The organism is Ruegeria sp. CDSA020 (assembly GCF_059612345.1).
On the sequence record NZ_JBXWQK010000004.1, the window covers coordinates 122,776 to 136,550 of the forward strand.

Genomic DNA, 13,775 nt, shown 5'->3' on the forward strand with positions numbered 1-13,775 from the left:
GCGATCAGTCAGTCAGATAACCGACCTGACCAAGACAAAGCCCTCAGCCGCGGCCCGGTGAACTGTCGCGCCACGCAAAGTTGCCAACGCTTTCAAGCTCTGAACCGAACGCTCGTGCGGGGGCTGTTTGACCTGGCTTGCAAATAACTGGAAGGCTTCCAGTTTACGCTCCAATGTATCCGAAATGTCCACAAACATGTTCGGCACGAACGGCGGCGTCAGATATGGCGCGTTCCAATTTGTCTCGGAAAGCGTCTCATAGGCCGCGATCGTCGTCGGGTATTTGTCCTGATAAGGTCGGCTTGCCACCAAAGTCGAAAGGAAACTCAACTGGTGGTCCAGATGGATGTCGCCGGGATGCGGCGCCAGGATGACACTTGGGTCGAGATCGCGGATCAGTGTTCCCAGACCTGCGTTCAGGTCACCATGGGGGTGCTCAGCCAGTTCAGCGGCAGGGAAATCCAACCAATGCGTATGCGTCACACCAAGATGCTCATGTGCGGCCCTGGCTTCGGCCTGTACATTGGCGATCTGTTCCGTGCTGAACCGGGGCGACCGACCCGTTGTGACAATCGCGATATGGACTGTGCGACCTGCATCTGCCAGTCGTGCGATGGTGCCGCCAGCCCCAAGGACTTCATCATCCGGGTGCGGAGCAACCACAAGTACCGGTCCGTCCTGTCCGTCAAAAGGTGTCAGCGCTGTCATTCGGAATTCCTGAGCTTTGAGTGCAGTTCGGGCGGCGCATCGGCGCCGGTCCAGTTTATGATGTCCAGACATTTCCCATCCCCACAGGCGACCGTAAACCGGTTTCCTTCGATGGCCTGTATCTGACCAGGCAGGCCGATATAGTAGCCCTGCAGGGCGGTGTTCTGTACACCCAGCAGGACCAACTTCTCACCGGAGGAAGTGTAGGTGAAAGCGCCGGGATAGGGCGGTCCGGCTGCGCGTATCAACCGGTTAATCTCTGCCGCGGGTCTGGTCCAGTCGATCAGCCCGTCCTCGGGCCGCCGCCGCGCACAAAGGCTGATCCCGGTTTCTGGCTGCGGAGCCGCCGGGATATCGCCTTCAGAGATTTGCGTCAGAAGCTGAGGCAGCAGCTGCGTCAGGGCCTGAAGCGCCCGGTCATACAGCTCGCGCGCTGTTACCGTGTCGGGATCGACCGCATATCGAGCTTGCGCCGCAATCGGGCCGTCATCGGCCCCTTCGCCCAGCCAGAACAATGACGCGCCCACATCGGTTTCGCCCAATATGACAGTCCAAGGTATCACACCGCGTCCGCGCAGACGGGGCAGGGCGGATGGGTGAAACCCGACGCATCCGATCTTTGCCTGGGCCCGAAATTCCGGCCCGCAAATCTGAGACCACCCGATGACCAGTATCAGATCAGGTTTTACGGCTTGAATGGTTTTGATTGTTCCGGCCGAGTCACTTTTGGCCGTATAGTGGACAGGAATATCATACCGATCTGCAGTGGGTTTGAGATCTGCAAAATCAGAGTGCCGGTGGGACAAGTCCGGCGGTAGTGTCACCACCAAATCCGGTACAAACCCTCGGGCACATATGGCGGATAAGGCGACATGCGATCCTTCGACCGCCCCCACAAATACCGTCTTCATGCAGGTGTCTCCTTTCGGCTGTCCAGCCAGTTGTCTGCGGCCTGAATTCGGTCAGGGCGTTTATGCTCTCCGGCCAAGGCTACCATAATGGTTTCGAACAATATCTTCAGATCAAGCGACAGTGACCGGTGCGCGACATACCATAGATCCAGCTTTAGCTTCTCGTCATTTGAAAGCGCGGTATTGCCGCTGACCTGAGCCCACCCTGTCAGGCCGGGCCGAACCGTGCAGCGCACCCGCCCATTGTCTCCAAACTCTTCGATGGTTTCGGGAAGCAGGGGACGGGGGCCAACAAGGGCCATATCTCCTCGCAAGATGATCACAAGCTGGGGCATCTCATCCAGCCTTACGCGGCGCAGAAGCTTGGTGGTTTTTGTCTGACGTTCCGAATCTGGCAGCAAAGCCCCGCTTTGATCGCGTGTGTTGGACATTGTTCTCAGCTTCCAGATGCGAAAGACGCGCCCGTTGCAGCCTGCCCGCCGTTGGCCAAAAAACAAAGGTCGCCCGACCGAAAACAGCACAATCACACAACCCGCCAGAAAAAAGGGCAGCGCGATCGTGCCCGCGATCAGGCAACACAGTATTTCGAGAAATCTGTTCATATTCAAACCCAAGAACTGTAGCTGAAAACTACGAATATCAAACCAAGAACCAACATCTCTCCGGATCATCCTGCTGGCCGGATCCAAGTTCCGGCGCACTGATACGAAGTCTGGGCTGAGTTGATCCCAAATCGATTCTCGATTCAAGCGGCAGAGCTGACCGGCACCCTGACTATGCGGAAATTTTTCCAAGCATGCGCCAAGTTCACAAAGCCTTTGTCAGGAAAACCGGCCTGCGACTCATTAGAGGATTGGCCGAAAGGAGTTGTCATCTTTGTTGCGTCTTGGTTCACAATGCCCCGATAGGGGCTTATTGTGCATCGATTGGGCAATATTGAGACCCGGACAGCGGCCCCCGAAGATTTCATCGGATTGAGAAAATGACTGTAATTTTCCCCGTGAGATTAGCATTTCTCTTGTTTACGCTAGGTCAATCGGCGCTCAAGTCAGCCGAAACAGGGAGGAAATTCTGCAACCCTCAGCAAAATATCAGTCAAAGAGTACTTCAGAAAACGCTGCAATTCGTTAATGAAGTGTGAAGAAATTACTTTTGAGGGCGCGGAAACGTATGTTAGCGTTGAAGGAGATTGAAGAAATTGCGCTAACCGGCGAACCAGAGGAACAATTTTGTTACTTGCGCGAATTATTATTATTAACGAGTGAAGTGAGTGTGTTCAACTTGGGCGATTGAGACAAGCTCAAGTGAAGGGGGCAAAACAAAGATACGGGTACAAGGCTTTCGGTTGATCATCTGATCGCGAGCCTTTGGTTTATATAGGACAGCTGCAAGCGGTCTGTGAGTGATCAGTTGGGAGCTGTGGCAATGTTTTGATGCTGCAGGATCCTGTTGGGTAACGATGTACGAGTAATTCTCGACCGGAATTGAGCCGGTGATGAGATAAAGGGGTGAGGTAAATGGTTTCGGGTTTTCATTGCTGGCAAACGCAGATTGTTAGTGAGTTGCGTGCCAATCATCGATTAGTCTTTGGAGACATTGTTGCTTCGTCTTTCTCAGCCGTAGTGGCAATCAATCTTGCGAATGGTGGAACGGTAGCGCAACAGATGGCGCCAGCCATGTTCCCGCTGATGCTCTTGTCCAGCCTGATTGGACTAGCGGTTTTCCCGCTTGCGGGCATGTACCGGCGCCACACACGCTCGACGTCATTGCGAGACATTCGTCTGATCCTGCGGGGATCGACAATGTTGGTCCTGTGCCTCATGGCTGCCAGTGCAGTTTTCGAAGTGACCAAGGCTGTACCCTTCGCGGCCTTCATTATTCAGCTTGGCTTGATGATCCTTCTGCTCAGTGCCCTGCGTGTAGTTGCCCGTAGCCGTGAGCTGAATCGCCAGAATGCGCGGTTGATGGCCGAACATCAGGACAAGGTTCCGGTGCTTTTGGTTGGCACGGGTGCAAGTTGTGATCTGTTTGTCAGGTCTTTGCGGAATACGCATTCCAAGTATCAGCCGGTGGGCATTATTGACGATGCGCGCAATACCATGGGGCTGTATTTCCACGATGTTCAGATTATCGGATCTCTTCTGGATGCCGATCGCGTGGTCGAGCGGCTTAAAGCCTGGGATCATTTGCCCAGACGCTTGTTCCTGACCGAACCGATCACGCATTTTGAAAGTGACGGCATCCGCAAGCTGACCAGCTGGTGTGAATCCAACGGTATCGCTGTCTCACGCGTGCCGGGTCTTGGGGAAGAAGGCCAGGATGCGGCCAACGGTTGTATTATCAACCCGGAAGAAATTCTCGAGCGGCCACAAAAAGCTGTCGAACGCTCGATGTTGCGCGAGATGTTCCGTGGGCGCCGCGTATTAGTGACCGGTGCCGGTGGTTCGATCGGTAGCGAACTTGCACGTCAGATAGCCTCTTTCGATCCGGCGGAACTGGTGATGATCGACCATTGCGAGTTCAACGCCTATTCCATCGACATGGATTTGTCGCAGAACTTTCCAGATGTTCCCCGGCGGATGTATATCGCAAGCATTCGCAATGCGTCGCGTGTGAATGACATCTTTGAACGTCATCGCCCCGAGTTGGTGTTCAATGCCGCCGCCCTGAAGCATGTTCCGATGGTTGAGATGAATCCCTGCGAGGGCGTTTTGACCAATGTGATCGGAACCCGTAACGTCGCGGATGCGGCCCGGAACTATGGTGCCATCGCGATGGTACAGGTTTCCACGGACAAGGCTGTAAACACCACCAATGTGATGGGTGCAACCAAGCGCGTTGCTGAGTTCTACGTTCAGGCGCAGGACCGTGTAACCAACGGAACCGAGGAAGAAACCCGGTTCTTCTCGGTACGGTTTGGCAATGTTCTGGGGTCGTCGGGCTCACTGATCCCGCTGTTTCAACGTCAAATCTCGAACGGTGGTCCGCTGACCGTGACCGATCCCCGGATGGAACGGTACTTCATGACCATCCGTGAGGCCGTGCAATTGACTCTGGTTGCGGCCGCCAGCGGGTTGAAAATGGAAAGCAGCCACGGAGAGATTTTCGTTCTGGATATGGGTCGGCCGGTCAAGATCGTGGATTTGGCCGAACGGATGATCCGCCTCGCCGGGCTAAAGCCTTATGAGGATATCGACATCGAATTCATTGGTATTCGTCCAGGCGAAAAGCTGTTCGAGGAATTGTTTGATGCGTCTGAGAAGCGCCACGAATGTGGCATTCCGGGCGTCGGGTCCGCACGGCCCGAGGGCATTCCCGTCGCCCGCCTGCGCGCCATGATCCGGAAACTGGAACAGGCTGCGGCAGAAGGTGACGAACTGGCTGCCAAACGCCTGCTGAAAGAGTTGGTGCCAGGGTATGGTGCAAATGGCCTGCGTCCGGTTCCGATCTCGGAATTCTCGTCTAAGCCCATTTTCAAAAGCGCTGGCACAAACGCAGCAAATGCAGTCAGTCAGTCTGAAGGAGAAAACCCGGAACTGTTGCCCGCTGGCAGCTGATTAAGAATTGTTTTCTAGTGTCGGTTATTTTGCCGAATTTGGTTTCTGTGTTTAATATTTCCGCCGAAAGGGCCAACATTTGATGGCGAGGCTTAATATACGCTCGGCTTTCGCGCCGTCAGAGGAACGTGCGCAGGTGGTACGGTTTATCTGGGCCGGCCTGATCAACACGGCGTTTGGCTACAGCGTGTTTGCCCTTTTGATTTTTGCGGGCATGCATCCACAGCTTGCGCTTCTGCTTCAGTTTATTTTGGGTGTGATCTGGAATTTTTGTATCCACGCCCGGTTTGTCTTTGGCGTGCAGGGATACCGCCGTTTCCCGCTATATGCGATGTCTTATGTCGTGCTGTATTTTGTGAATGCGCTGCTTTTGCGCGGTTTGATGCAGGTTGGGCTTGATCCCTATCTGGCACAGGCGGTCGCATTGGGGCCGGTTGTCATATTGTCTTACCTCATGATTTCGCGTGCGCTTGGCCGGGGTCAGGCGTTGGATCGGAGGGGCTGAGATGAGCGATGCGAGAATATCAAGCTTTAAGGGCACCACCCCGTCAAGTACGCGCATGGGTGCTATGCTTGGGATCGTGACCGCTGGTCTGGGGCTTGTGTTGCTGATTGCCGGTTTGTTCGGCCGCCTGATGACCTATGATCTGCGCCGGGATGAGCTGATGTTCGTCCCTCCGGCGCGTTTGCTCGGAGAGTGGGAGCTCTATTCGGACTTCTTCTACAATCACGTCCCTTATTCGGCGTGGTATTATCTTGGGTCCGGCATTCTGTTCGATGAGTTCGGCCTGTTGGGGTCCGCTCGGATCGGCCTATTTCTGGCCTGGCTTGGATTGATCGCTGCGACTGGCTGGGTAACGCTGCGCTTGTCGGGATCGCCGGTTCTCGCCGTCTTTTCAGTTATCGGCATCGTGACATGCGAGCTGTTTCTGACCGGCGCCGGTATGGCCGCAACCAACAATCTGTTGCCATTGCCATTTGCGGTCATCGGGCTTGGCCTGTTTTTGATCGAGACGTCAAAGCCCGCGCCACGATTTTTGACGCTGGTCCTATCGGGCGTCGCATTGTCTATTGCGGCGGGGATGAAGGTCAGTGCGGTACTGTTTATTCCGCCGATTGCTCTTGCCGCATTCTTGTTGCCTGCGGATGTTTCGATGGCACGACGACTGAAAGCCGTGGTTCTGCCGCTGCTGATCGGAGGGTTGATCGGGGCCTTGCCCCTGTTTGCCTTCCTGCTCGCTGATCCGGGCGTCTTTCTGGCGCATGTCTTGGGGTTTCACACCGGACCACATGTCGCCTATTGGGAGGCCAACGCCGCAACAGAACCGGGGCTGGCCCTGGGATTGTCGGGCAAGTTGATGCTGGCCCATTCGGCATGGGTGGCCGGAGTGGGCCTGGTGATGGTTATGGCCATTCTGTCCGTGCTTTGGATTATCCTGCGTGGTGGTGCGCGTGTCGACGAAATGCAGCCCTCGCAACTGCGGCATGGTGGTGTTGTTCTGGCGATCATTATCTTGACTGCCTCGATGGCTTTTGTCCCAACGCCCGGTTTTCCGCAATATTATATCCAGCCTCTGGTCTGTCTGCCTCTGCTGCTCGCGGTTCTGTTCCGTCGGCTTGACCCGCCACGGCGGCACGAGGCAGTGCCTGTGCTTGCGGCAGGTATTGTCTTGATGGTCATCCTGGGACTCCCGCGTATCGGGATGGGCCTGGTCTCGCTGACAGAGCCTTCGAAGTTCACCTCGGCCCGTCTTGCTGGTTCCGGCGCTGTCCTGCGGGATGCGGTGGCAGGCAGTGCACTGCCTGATGGTCCGGTCGCGACTTTGCTGCCGATCTATCCGCTTGAGGCGGGCTTGAGCGTTTATCCAGAATTTGCAACGGGGCCATTCGCTTACCGAATTGCACCCTTCACGGATCCGGAACTTGCCGGCAAATACGTGATGGCAGGCGCCGAAGACTTACCGGCTCTGTTTGCAGATAACCCGCCTTCGGCTTTCCTGCTTGGATACGATTCCGTTCTGGAAGCCCCATTGTTGAGCTATGCGCGGGCAAACAACTACCGCCCAGTCGAATTATCAGGTCTGAACAACCGCTACGGCCAAGGTGTGGTATACTTGAAAGCTGCAGGGGCTGAACAATGACCAGTGCCTGCGCGACTCAACCTGCCTATATTTTTCCTGGGCGGGCCCATTCACATGACCATCAATTCTATTGATCGAATAAAGGAAGGATAGACAATGAAAACGGTACTTCTGGCTGGTGGACTAGGCTCGCGTCTGGCCGAAGAAACGGTTTCCATTCCCAAGCCCATGGTTGAAGTGGGCGGGCGTCCGATCATCGCACGCGTGATGGATATCTACAGCCATTTCGGGCATCGTGATTTTGTTGTGGCTGCCGGGTACAAAGCATTGCTGCTGAAGCAGTTCTTTGCCAATTATCACCTGATCGCCAACAATATATCGGTATCGTTGGACACTGGGGAATTGCAACTGGTCCCTTCTGCTCCGGGCGGGTGGAATGTGTCAGTGGTCGACACCGGTGCGCATACCATGACCAGTGGTCGTATCCGTCGGCTCAAGGATTGGCTGACTCCTGATGAGCCGTTCATGTGCACCTATTCGGACGGCGTGGGAAATATCGACATCAATGCACTGATTGATTTCCACAAATCACACGGCAAGCTGGCGACCGTAACTGCGGTTCAGCCCCCGGCGCGGTTTGGTAACATCGAGCTCAAGGGCGACAGGGTTGACGCCTTCACAGAAAAGGTCCGCAATCGCGAAACCTGGATCAATGGCGGCTTCTTCGTCTTCGAGCCGGGCGTCTTGGACTATATGGTTGATGACAATGAGCCGCTGGAACAGACCCCGCTGACCCAGATGGCCCGCGACGGAGAGTTGATGGCCTATCGCCATGATGGGTTTTGGCACCCGATGGATACCCTGCGCGACAGGAATACCCTGGACGGTCTGTGCGAAGGTGAAACGCCGCCCTGGCTTAATTTCAACGAAGGTTCGGGCAAGAGCTACCCAGCTCTGGCGATATGAGGTGAACCGTGAGCGGGCAGGTCAATTCTCAGTTTGATGGCGTTTTTGCCGGCCGCCGTGTTCTTGTGACCGGGCATACCGGATTCAAGGGCGGGTGGATTTGTGCATGGCTGAGGCGTCTGGGGGCAGAGGTGACAGGCCTGTCACTGCCGGCCGAAAAGGGGCACAGCTTCTTTGACGCCTGCGGTGTTGACGGGCTGACCGACAGCCGGATCGCGGATATCCGCAATCGTCAGTCGGTGCTGGATACACTGTCAGGGGTGGACGCTGAAATCGTGTTCCACATGGCTGCACAGCCTTTGGTGCGCCGGTCCTATAGGGATCCTGCCGAAACCTTTGCGACCAATGTATCTGGAACCGCCCATGTTCTGGATGCCGCTTTGGGGATGCGCTCGTTGAAGGCGGTGGTCGTTGTCACCAGTGACAAATGTTACGACAACAAGGAATGGACCTGGGGTTATCGCGAAAACGATCCGATGGGCGGCAGGGACCCGTATAGCGCCTCGAAAGGCTGTACCGAGCTTGTGGCGCAATCTTATGGTCATTCCTTCTTTTCATCAGCGGATGGGCCGCAACTGGCAACAGTCCGGGCCGGGAATGTGTTCGGAGGGGGCGACTGGGGCGAAGATCGGCTTATCCCCGACGTGATCCGCTCATCCGAGGCGGGCGAACCGGTGGTTATCCGCAACCCGCTCAGCGTGCGCCCCTGGCAGCATGTTCTTGAACCGCTGTCGGGCTATCTGGCCTTGGCCGCGCGAATGTATCGGGATGGGCAAAGCTTTGCTGGCGCCTGGAATTTTGGCCCTGATGTGTCGGGGACGGTGGATGTCCGGCAGTTGGCAACCTTGATGCAGGATGCCTGGGGCGACGGAGTTCCACAGTTTTCGATGGCGTCTGCTGAACAGACATCTGCCGCGCCGCATGAGGCAGGTATTCTTCGACTGGACAGCACTAAGGCGCAAACGGGATTGGGTTGGCGTCCGCAACTGACATTGCCCGAAGCCGTTCGCCTGACAGTAGACTGGTACAAGGCCCATGCCGCCGGTGCGGAGATGGGTGGGATCACAAACAATCAGATCGGGTTCTACAGTGACCTGATGTCTTCACGGGATTTCGACCGGGCTCCGGTCGCCGCGCAATAGCGGGTTATTGAGGAGAAAAGAATAATGCGAGTGAATTACGGTCAAACCGTGCATGGCCAGGAAGAGATCGACGCGGTTGTCGAAGTTCTGAAAACGTCCACCCAGATGGGCCCCAAAGTGCGCGAGATGCAGGAAAAAGTGGCTGCTTTGTTTTCCAAACGCCACGGCATCATGGTGAACTCGGGGTCATCGGCGAACTATCTCGCGGTCGAGATTCTGGACTTGCCAAAGGGCAGCGAAGTTATCACTCCGGCCCTGACTTTTGCCACGACGGTTGCTCCGCTTGTCCGTCAGGGCCTGATCCCGACCTTTGTGGATGCCGCGGTCGGGACCTATAATATCGACGTAGACGCGATCGAACGCATGATTACGCCAAATACATCTGCCGTCATGATCCCGTCACTGATCGGAAACCTGCCAGATTGGCGCCGTATCCGCGAGCTGGCCGATGCGCATGGTCTGAAGGTAATTGAAGACAGCGCTGACACGCTGGGCGCAACCATCGACGGTACAAGCACGGGCGTCTATTCCGACGTCTCTACCACCAGCTTTTACGGCAGCCACGTCATCAATGGCGCCGGGAATGGCGGCATGTTGTGCGTGAATGACGAAGAGCTTGGCCGCAAGGCGCTTTTGCTGAGGTCCTGGGGGCGGTCGTCCTCGCTGTTTGTGGAATCCGAGGCCATCGAGAACCGGTTCAACGTCAAACTGGACGGGATCGAGTATGATGCCAAATTTCTGTTCGAGGATCTTGGCTATAACGTTGAACCTTCGGAAATCAGCGCGGCATTCGGGTTGGTGCAGCTGAGCAAACTGGACAACAACATCCGCGTGCGCGAAGAAGCCTTCGCTGCTCATCGCGCCTTTTTTGCCCGCTATGAAGACTGGTTCATCCTGCCTGAACAACTGCCGAATTCGCGCACCGGGTGGCTGGCCTTCCCGCTGACATTGCGCGAAGGTGCCCCATTCACGCGGCGCGAGATGCAGATATTCCTTGAGACTTCAGACATTCAAACTCGGCCCGTCTTTACCGGAAACATTCTGCGTCAGCCTGCCATGAAGCAAGTAGAATACCGTGCAGATCCCGCGGGCTATCCCAATTCCGATGCGGTTATGCGCGGGGGTATCCTGCTGGCTTGTCACCATGGTCTGATACAAGCGCAAATCGATTATATGCATGCAAAATTTGAAGAATTTGCATTGAAATTCCAAGGAGCACTGGTCTGATGAACGATCAAAGCATCAATACGTCTGTTCGCACGACCTGCCGGACCTGCCGGTCTACCAACCTTATGCTTGTGCTGCCGATGGGCGATCACCCGCCCGCCAATATGTTCGCACGGCCCGAGCAAAAGGATGTTCCGCAACCGGCTTTCCCGCTGAATACTCAGGCCTGTCTGGATTGTGGCTTGATCCAGGTTGCAGATCAGGTGCCTGCTGATTTCTTTACGGACTATCTTTATGTTCCGTCCGGTGCAGCAACTATGCACACGCATTTCGCCGAACTCGCCTCGGTCGCGGTAGAGCGTGCGCAAGGTGGGCTGATCATTGATATCGGTTGTAATGACGGGCTGATGCTGTCCCATGCCAACGATCAGGGCGGGCGCACATTGGGCATCGACCCGGCGGCCAACCTTGCCAAGATTGCCGGCGAACGGGGCGTTCGGGTCCATGTGGACTTTTTCAACCGCGCCACCGCGCAGCAGATTCGTGAAACCGAAGGGCCGGCCAGCGTCATCACGACGACCAATACCTTCAACCATATAGACGATCTGCACGGCTTTACCGAAGGTGTTCTGGACCTGTTGACCGACGACGGCGTCTTCATCATCGAAGTGCCTTGGGGCAAGATGATCCTCGAGACCAACGAGTTCGACAATGTCTATCACGAACATGTTTCTGAACTGAGCCTTCTGTCCGTCGTCAAACTGGGCCAGTCCGTCGGGCTGGATGTGGTGGATGTCACCAAGCTGCCGGTTCATGGTGGATCGATGCGCGTGTTCATGCAGCCTGCCGCGTTGAACAAAGCCCCAGCGCCGATCGTCGCCGAAATGCTGGCCGACGAAGACGCCGCGGGCATGACCAGCAAAGAGGCTTACGAAGCTTTTGCCGAGCGTGTTCACGTGATGCAGGACAGCCTTGTTTCCATGCTGGCCGACCTCAAGGCATCGGGTAAAACGATCGCTGGCTACGGCGCGCCCGCCAAGGGCAACACGTTGCTGAACTATTTTGATATCGGCACGGAAACGCTGGATTTTCTGGTTGATCGGAACACGTTGAAACAGGGCCTGTATTCGCCGGGCAAGCTTATTCCTGTATTGGCCCCCGAAGCGGTCATGGAACGCAGACCTGATTACCTGCTGGTTTTGGCCTGGAATTTCTTTGACGAAATCCGCGAGCAGATGGCTGATTTCGAAGCCGCTGGCGGCAAGTTCATCGTGCCTTTGCCAATGCCAGTAGTTATTCCCTGAAGGGAAAACAATGACGCGCGTACTGATCACCGGAGCCAGCGGATTCATCGGCTCTCATCTGGCTCGGGCCTGTTTGGCCCGGGGCGATGAGGTCGCTGTGCTTACGCGGCCGGGTTCCTCTCTGGACCGTTTGCAAGGTGCTTCGGGAATCCGCTTTTTCACCGATGGGTATTCGGATGTTGCCGCGATCAAACGCGTCGCGAATGCGTTCCGACCCGAGGTAGTTCTGCATACCGCTGCGCAGACAAAATTTGCCGAGACTGATGACCTGGCAGATCTGAATGCCAGTATTTTGCAAAATCTCTCGACGCTGGTTGCGATCCTGTCGGCTTTGGCCATCTGTGATCAGCCACCCAATGCGTTTGTGCGCACCGGATCCATTGCGGAATATGGCGATATCGAGCTGCCCTATGTCGAAACTTCGCGAGAGAACCCGCGAAGTTCCTATGGTGCGTCTCTGGTGGCCGGAACGCAATATATTGAAATGGCTCAGCCCCGGCTGCCGTTCAAGGCTGTTACGGCTCGGTTGGCGCTGACCTATGGTCCCGGACAGTCAGAAGATTTCTTCATACCCCATGCCATTGGCCGCCTGTTGCGGAAAGCCCCGGTTTTCCTTCATCGTCCACATGATCGGCGTGATCTGATACATATTGACGACATAGTCGAAGCGCTGCTTTTGGTTGCTGACGCGCCGGACAAGGCGGGGTCGGTCATTAATGTTGTCACTGGCGATGCTCCGGATATGGCCGCGGTCGCAGGAGAGTTGCAGGTGTTGACCGGAGCAGCTCTGGATTTGGTTTCCTCTGCGCCGCCGAAGGATGACCCGATATTGTTGGTTTCGGATCCTTCACAGATGGCGGAACGTTATGGCTGGTCGGCAAAAATCGCTTTGCGTGAAGGCCTTGAAAGGACGGTTCAATGGACAAAACAGTCACAACAAGCGGAGATGAACGCGTGACTTTGGTTTCAATCCTGATCCCCGCTTTGAACGAAGAAGATAACGTTCGCACGGCCTATGAACGTGTGACCAAGGTGTTTGACGATCTGCCCTCTTATGAGCCCGAGATCATTTTCACTGACAACCATTCCACGGATCGTACATTTGAAATCCTGTCGGATATTGCTGCTGCTGATCCCCGTGTCCGGGTTATCCGGTTTGCCCGCAATATGGGATATCAGTCATCAGTTCTGACGGCCTATCGATCCGCAAACGGGGCCTGTTCGATCCAACTGGATTGCGACATGCAAGACCCGCCCGAGCTGATCCCGCAGATGCTGGATACCTGGCGGCAGGGATATCACGTGGTTTACGGCATTCGCCGTAGCCTGCCGGACGGCCCCATCGTCGCTGCCGCGCGGCGCGGCTTTTATGCGTTGATCGACATGATCAGCAATGATGATTTGCCGAGAAATGCGGGCGAGTTTCGGCTGACTGACCGGCGTATTCTGGACGAGCTGCGCCGGGTCGATGATCGCTCTCCTTATGTTCGCGGGTTAATCAGTGGGATGGGTTTCTGCCAGATCGGCTTTGAATATGATCGCAATGCGCGCACCGCTGGCGAGTCGAAATTTCCGTTTCGGGCCATGCTGTCGCTTGCTGTCGACGGGTTGATCAACCACTCGCTTCTGCCCTTGCGCCTTGCCTCGATGATCAGTCTGACGGTTGGCACAGGGACGTTTTTGCTGATGATCGGATATGTGATTGGCAAGCTGTTCTTTGGCCAGAACTGGCCGGGCGGTTTTGCCACGACCACCATCCTGTTGCTGCTGTCGATGACCTTGAATGCGATGTTCCTGGGAATAATGGGCGAATATATTGGGCGGATTTTCCTTCAGTCCAAAGACCTGAACCGGCCCATTGTCGAACAAGAGTTGAACCGTCCGGAAACTCTGGATCTGGTACAGCAAGCTGATCGTGTAAAAAGCGCCGCTGAGTGAA

Annotated in this window: 12 protein-coding genes; 9 read left to right on the forward strand and 3 right to left on the reverse strand. The window is 55.7% G+C overall.

Annotated elements, in window-relative coordinates; all coding sequences use genetic code 11:
- Window positions 1-12: 12 nt before the first annotated feature.
- From AC2FJW_RS08135 to AC2FJW_RS08145, 3 genes are read right to left on the reverse strand one after another with little or no spacing between them, the layout of a single operon-like run.
- Window positions 13-708: a PIG-L deacetylase family protein gene (locus AC2FJW_RS08135; protein WP_496749782.1), complete on the reverse strand. Its 696-nt coding sequence runs from the start codon at window positions 706-708 to the stop codon at window positions 13-15.
- Window positions 705-1,619: a methionyl-tRNA formyltransferase gene (locus AC2FJW_RS08140; RefSeq protein ID WP_496749783.1), complete on the reverse strand. Its 915-nt coding sequence runs from the start codon at window positions 1,617-1,619 to the stop codon at window positions 705-707. The genes AC2FJW_RS08135 and AC2FJW_RS08140 overlap by 4 nt, the downstream gene beginning before the upstream one ends.
- Window positions 1,616-2,221: a sugar transferase gene (locus AC2FJW_RS08145; protein WP_496697059.1), complete on the reverse strand. Its 606-nt coding sequence runs from the start codon at window positions 2,219-2,221 to the stop codon at window positions 1,616-1,618. Before AC2FJW_RS08145 ends, AC2FJW_RS08140 begins: the two co-directional genes overlap by 4 nt.
- A gap of 1,020 nt (window positions 2,222-3,241) precedes the next feature.
- On the opposite strand from AC2FJW_RS08145, the gene AC2FJW_RS08150 reads away from it, so the two are divergent.
- From AC2FJW_RS08150 to AC2FJW_RS08190, 9 genes are all read left to right on the forward strand, one after another.
- On the forward strand, window positions 3,242-5,176 hold the full coding sequence (locus AC2FJW_RS08150; RefSeq protein WP_185956665.1) for a polysaccharide biosynthesis protein: 1,935 nt from the start codon (window positions 3,242-3,244) through the stop codon (window positions 5,174-5,176).
- An 82-nt stretch (window positions 5,177-5,258) separates the two neighbouring features.
- Window positions 5,259-5,681 (forward strand): GtrA family protein, encoded by a 423-nt coding sequence (locus AC2FJW_RS08155; RefSeq protein WP_496691638.1) that lies wholly within the window; start codon window positions 5,259-5,261, stop codon window positions 5,679-5,681.
- Between the two features lies 1 nt (window position 5,682).
- Entirely contained in the window at window positions 5,683-7,317 is a 1,635-nt protein-coding gene (locus AC2FJW_RS08160; protein WP_496749785.1) for a glycosyltransferase family protein, read from the forward strand.
- A gap of 96 nt (window positions 7,318-7,413) precedes the next feature.
- The gene (gene rfbF / locus AC2FJW_RS08165; protein ID WP_142636222.1) at window positions 7,414-8,223 is read left to right on the forward strand and encodes a glucose-1-phosphate cytidylyltransferase; all 810 of its coding nucleotides are present in this window, start codon (window positions 7,414-7,416) and stop codon (window positions 8,221-8,223) included.
- 8 nt (window positions 8,224-8,231) lie between these two features.
- A complete protein-coding gene (gene rfbG / locus AC2FJW_RS08170) occupies window positions 8,232-9,365 on the forward strand; it encodes a CDP-glucose 4,6-dehydratase (RefSeq protein ID WP_496749786.1) in 1,134 nt (377 codons plus the stop codon).
- 24 nt (window positions 9,366-9,389) lie between these two features.
- Complete coding sequence (locus AC2FJW_RS08175; RefSeq protein WP_142636227.1) at window positions 9,390-10,592, forward strand: DegT/DnrJ/EryC1/StrS family aminotransferase; 1,203 nt, start codon at window positions 9,390-9,392, stop codon at window positions 10,590-10,592.
- Window positions 10,592-11,836 (forward strand): class I SAM-dependent methyltransferase, encoded by a 1,245-nt coding sequence (locus AC2FJW_RS08180; RefSeq protein WP_496749787.1) that lies wholly within the window; start codon window positions 10,592-10,594, stop codon window positions 11,834-11,836. Before AC2FJW_RS08175 ends, AC2FJW_RS08180 begins: the two co-directional genes overlap by 1 nt.
- Window positions 11,837-11,846: 10 nt before the next feature.
- Window positions 11,847-12,794, forward strand: a complete 948-nt coding sequence (locus AC2FJW_RS08185) for an NAD-dependent epimerase/dehydratase family protein (protein WP_496749788.1) — start codon at window positions 11,847-11,849, stop codon at window positions 12,792-12,794.
- Window positions 12,755-13,774 (forward strand): glycosyltransferase family 2 protein, encoded by a 1,020-nt coding sequence (locus tag AC2FJW_RS08190; protein WP_496749789.1) that lies wholly within the window; start codon window positions 12,755-12,757, stop codon window positions 13,772-13,774. Before AC2FJW_RS08185 ends, AC2FJW_RS08190 begins: the two co-directional genes overlap by 40 nt.
- The last annotated feature ends 1 nt before the right edge of the window (window position 13,775 follow it).

Coding starts and splice junctions, on each gene's coding strand:
- AC2FJW_RS08135 (WP_496749782.1), bottom strand. CDS start 708: ATGACAGCGCTGACACCTTTTGACGGACAGGACGGACCGGTACTTGTG.
- AC2FJW_RS08140 (WP_496749783.1), bottom strand. CDS start 1,619: ATGAAGACGGTATTTGTGGGGGCGGTCGAAGGATCGCATGTCGCCTTA.
- AC2FJW_RS08145 (WP_496697059.1), bottom strand. CDS start 2,221: ATGAACAGATTTCTCGAAATACTGTGTTGCCTGATCGCGGGCACGATC.
- AC2FJW_RS08155 (WP_496691638.1), top strand. CDS start 5,259: ATGGCGAGGCTTAATATACGCTCGGCTTTCGCGCCGTCAGAGGAACGT.
- AC2FJW_RS08160 (WP_496749785.1), top strand. CDS start 5,683: ATGAGCGATGCGAGAATATCAAGCTTTAAGGGCACCACCCCGTCAAGT.
- rfbF (WP_142636222.1), top strand. CDS start 7,414: ATGAAAACGGTACTTCTGGCTGGTGGACTAGGCTCGCGTCTGGCCGAA.
- AC2FJW_RS08175 (WP_142636227.1), top strand. CDS start 9,390: ATGCGAGTGAATTACGGTCAAACCGTGCATGGCCAGGAAGAGATCGAC.
- AC2FJW_RS08180 (WP_496749787.1), top strand. CDS start 10,592: ATGAACGATCAAAGCATCAATACGTCTGTTCGCACGACCTGCCGGACC.
- AC2FJW_RS08185 (WP_496749788.1), top strand. CDS start 11,847: ATGACGCGCGTACTGATCACCGGAGCCAGCGGATTCATCGGCTCTCAT.
- AC2FJW_RS08190 (WP_496749789.1), top strand. CDS start 12,755: ATGGACAAAACAGTCACAACAAGCGGAGATGAACGCGTGACTTTGGTT.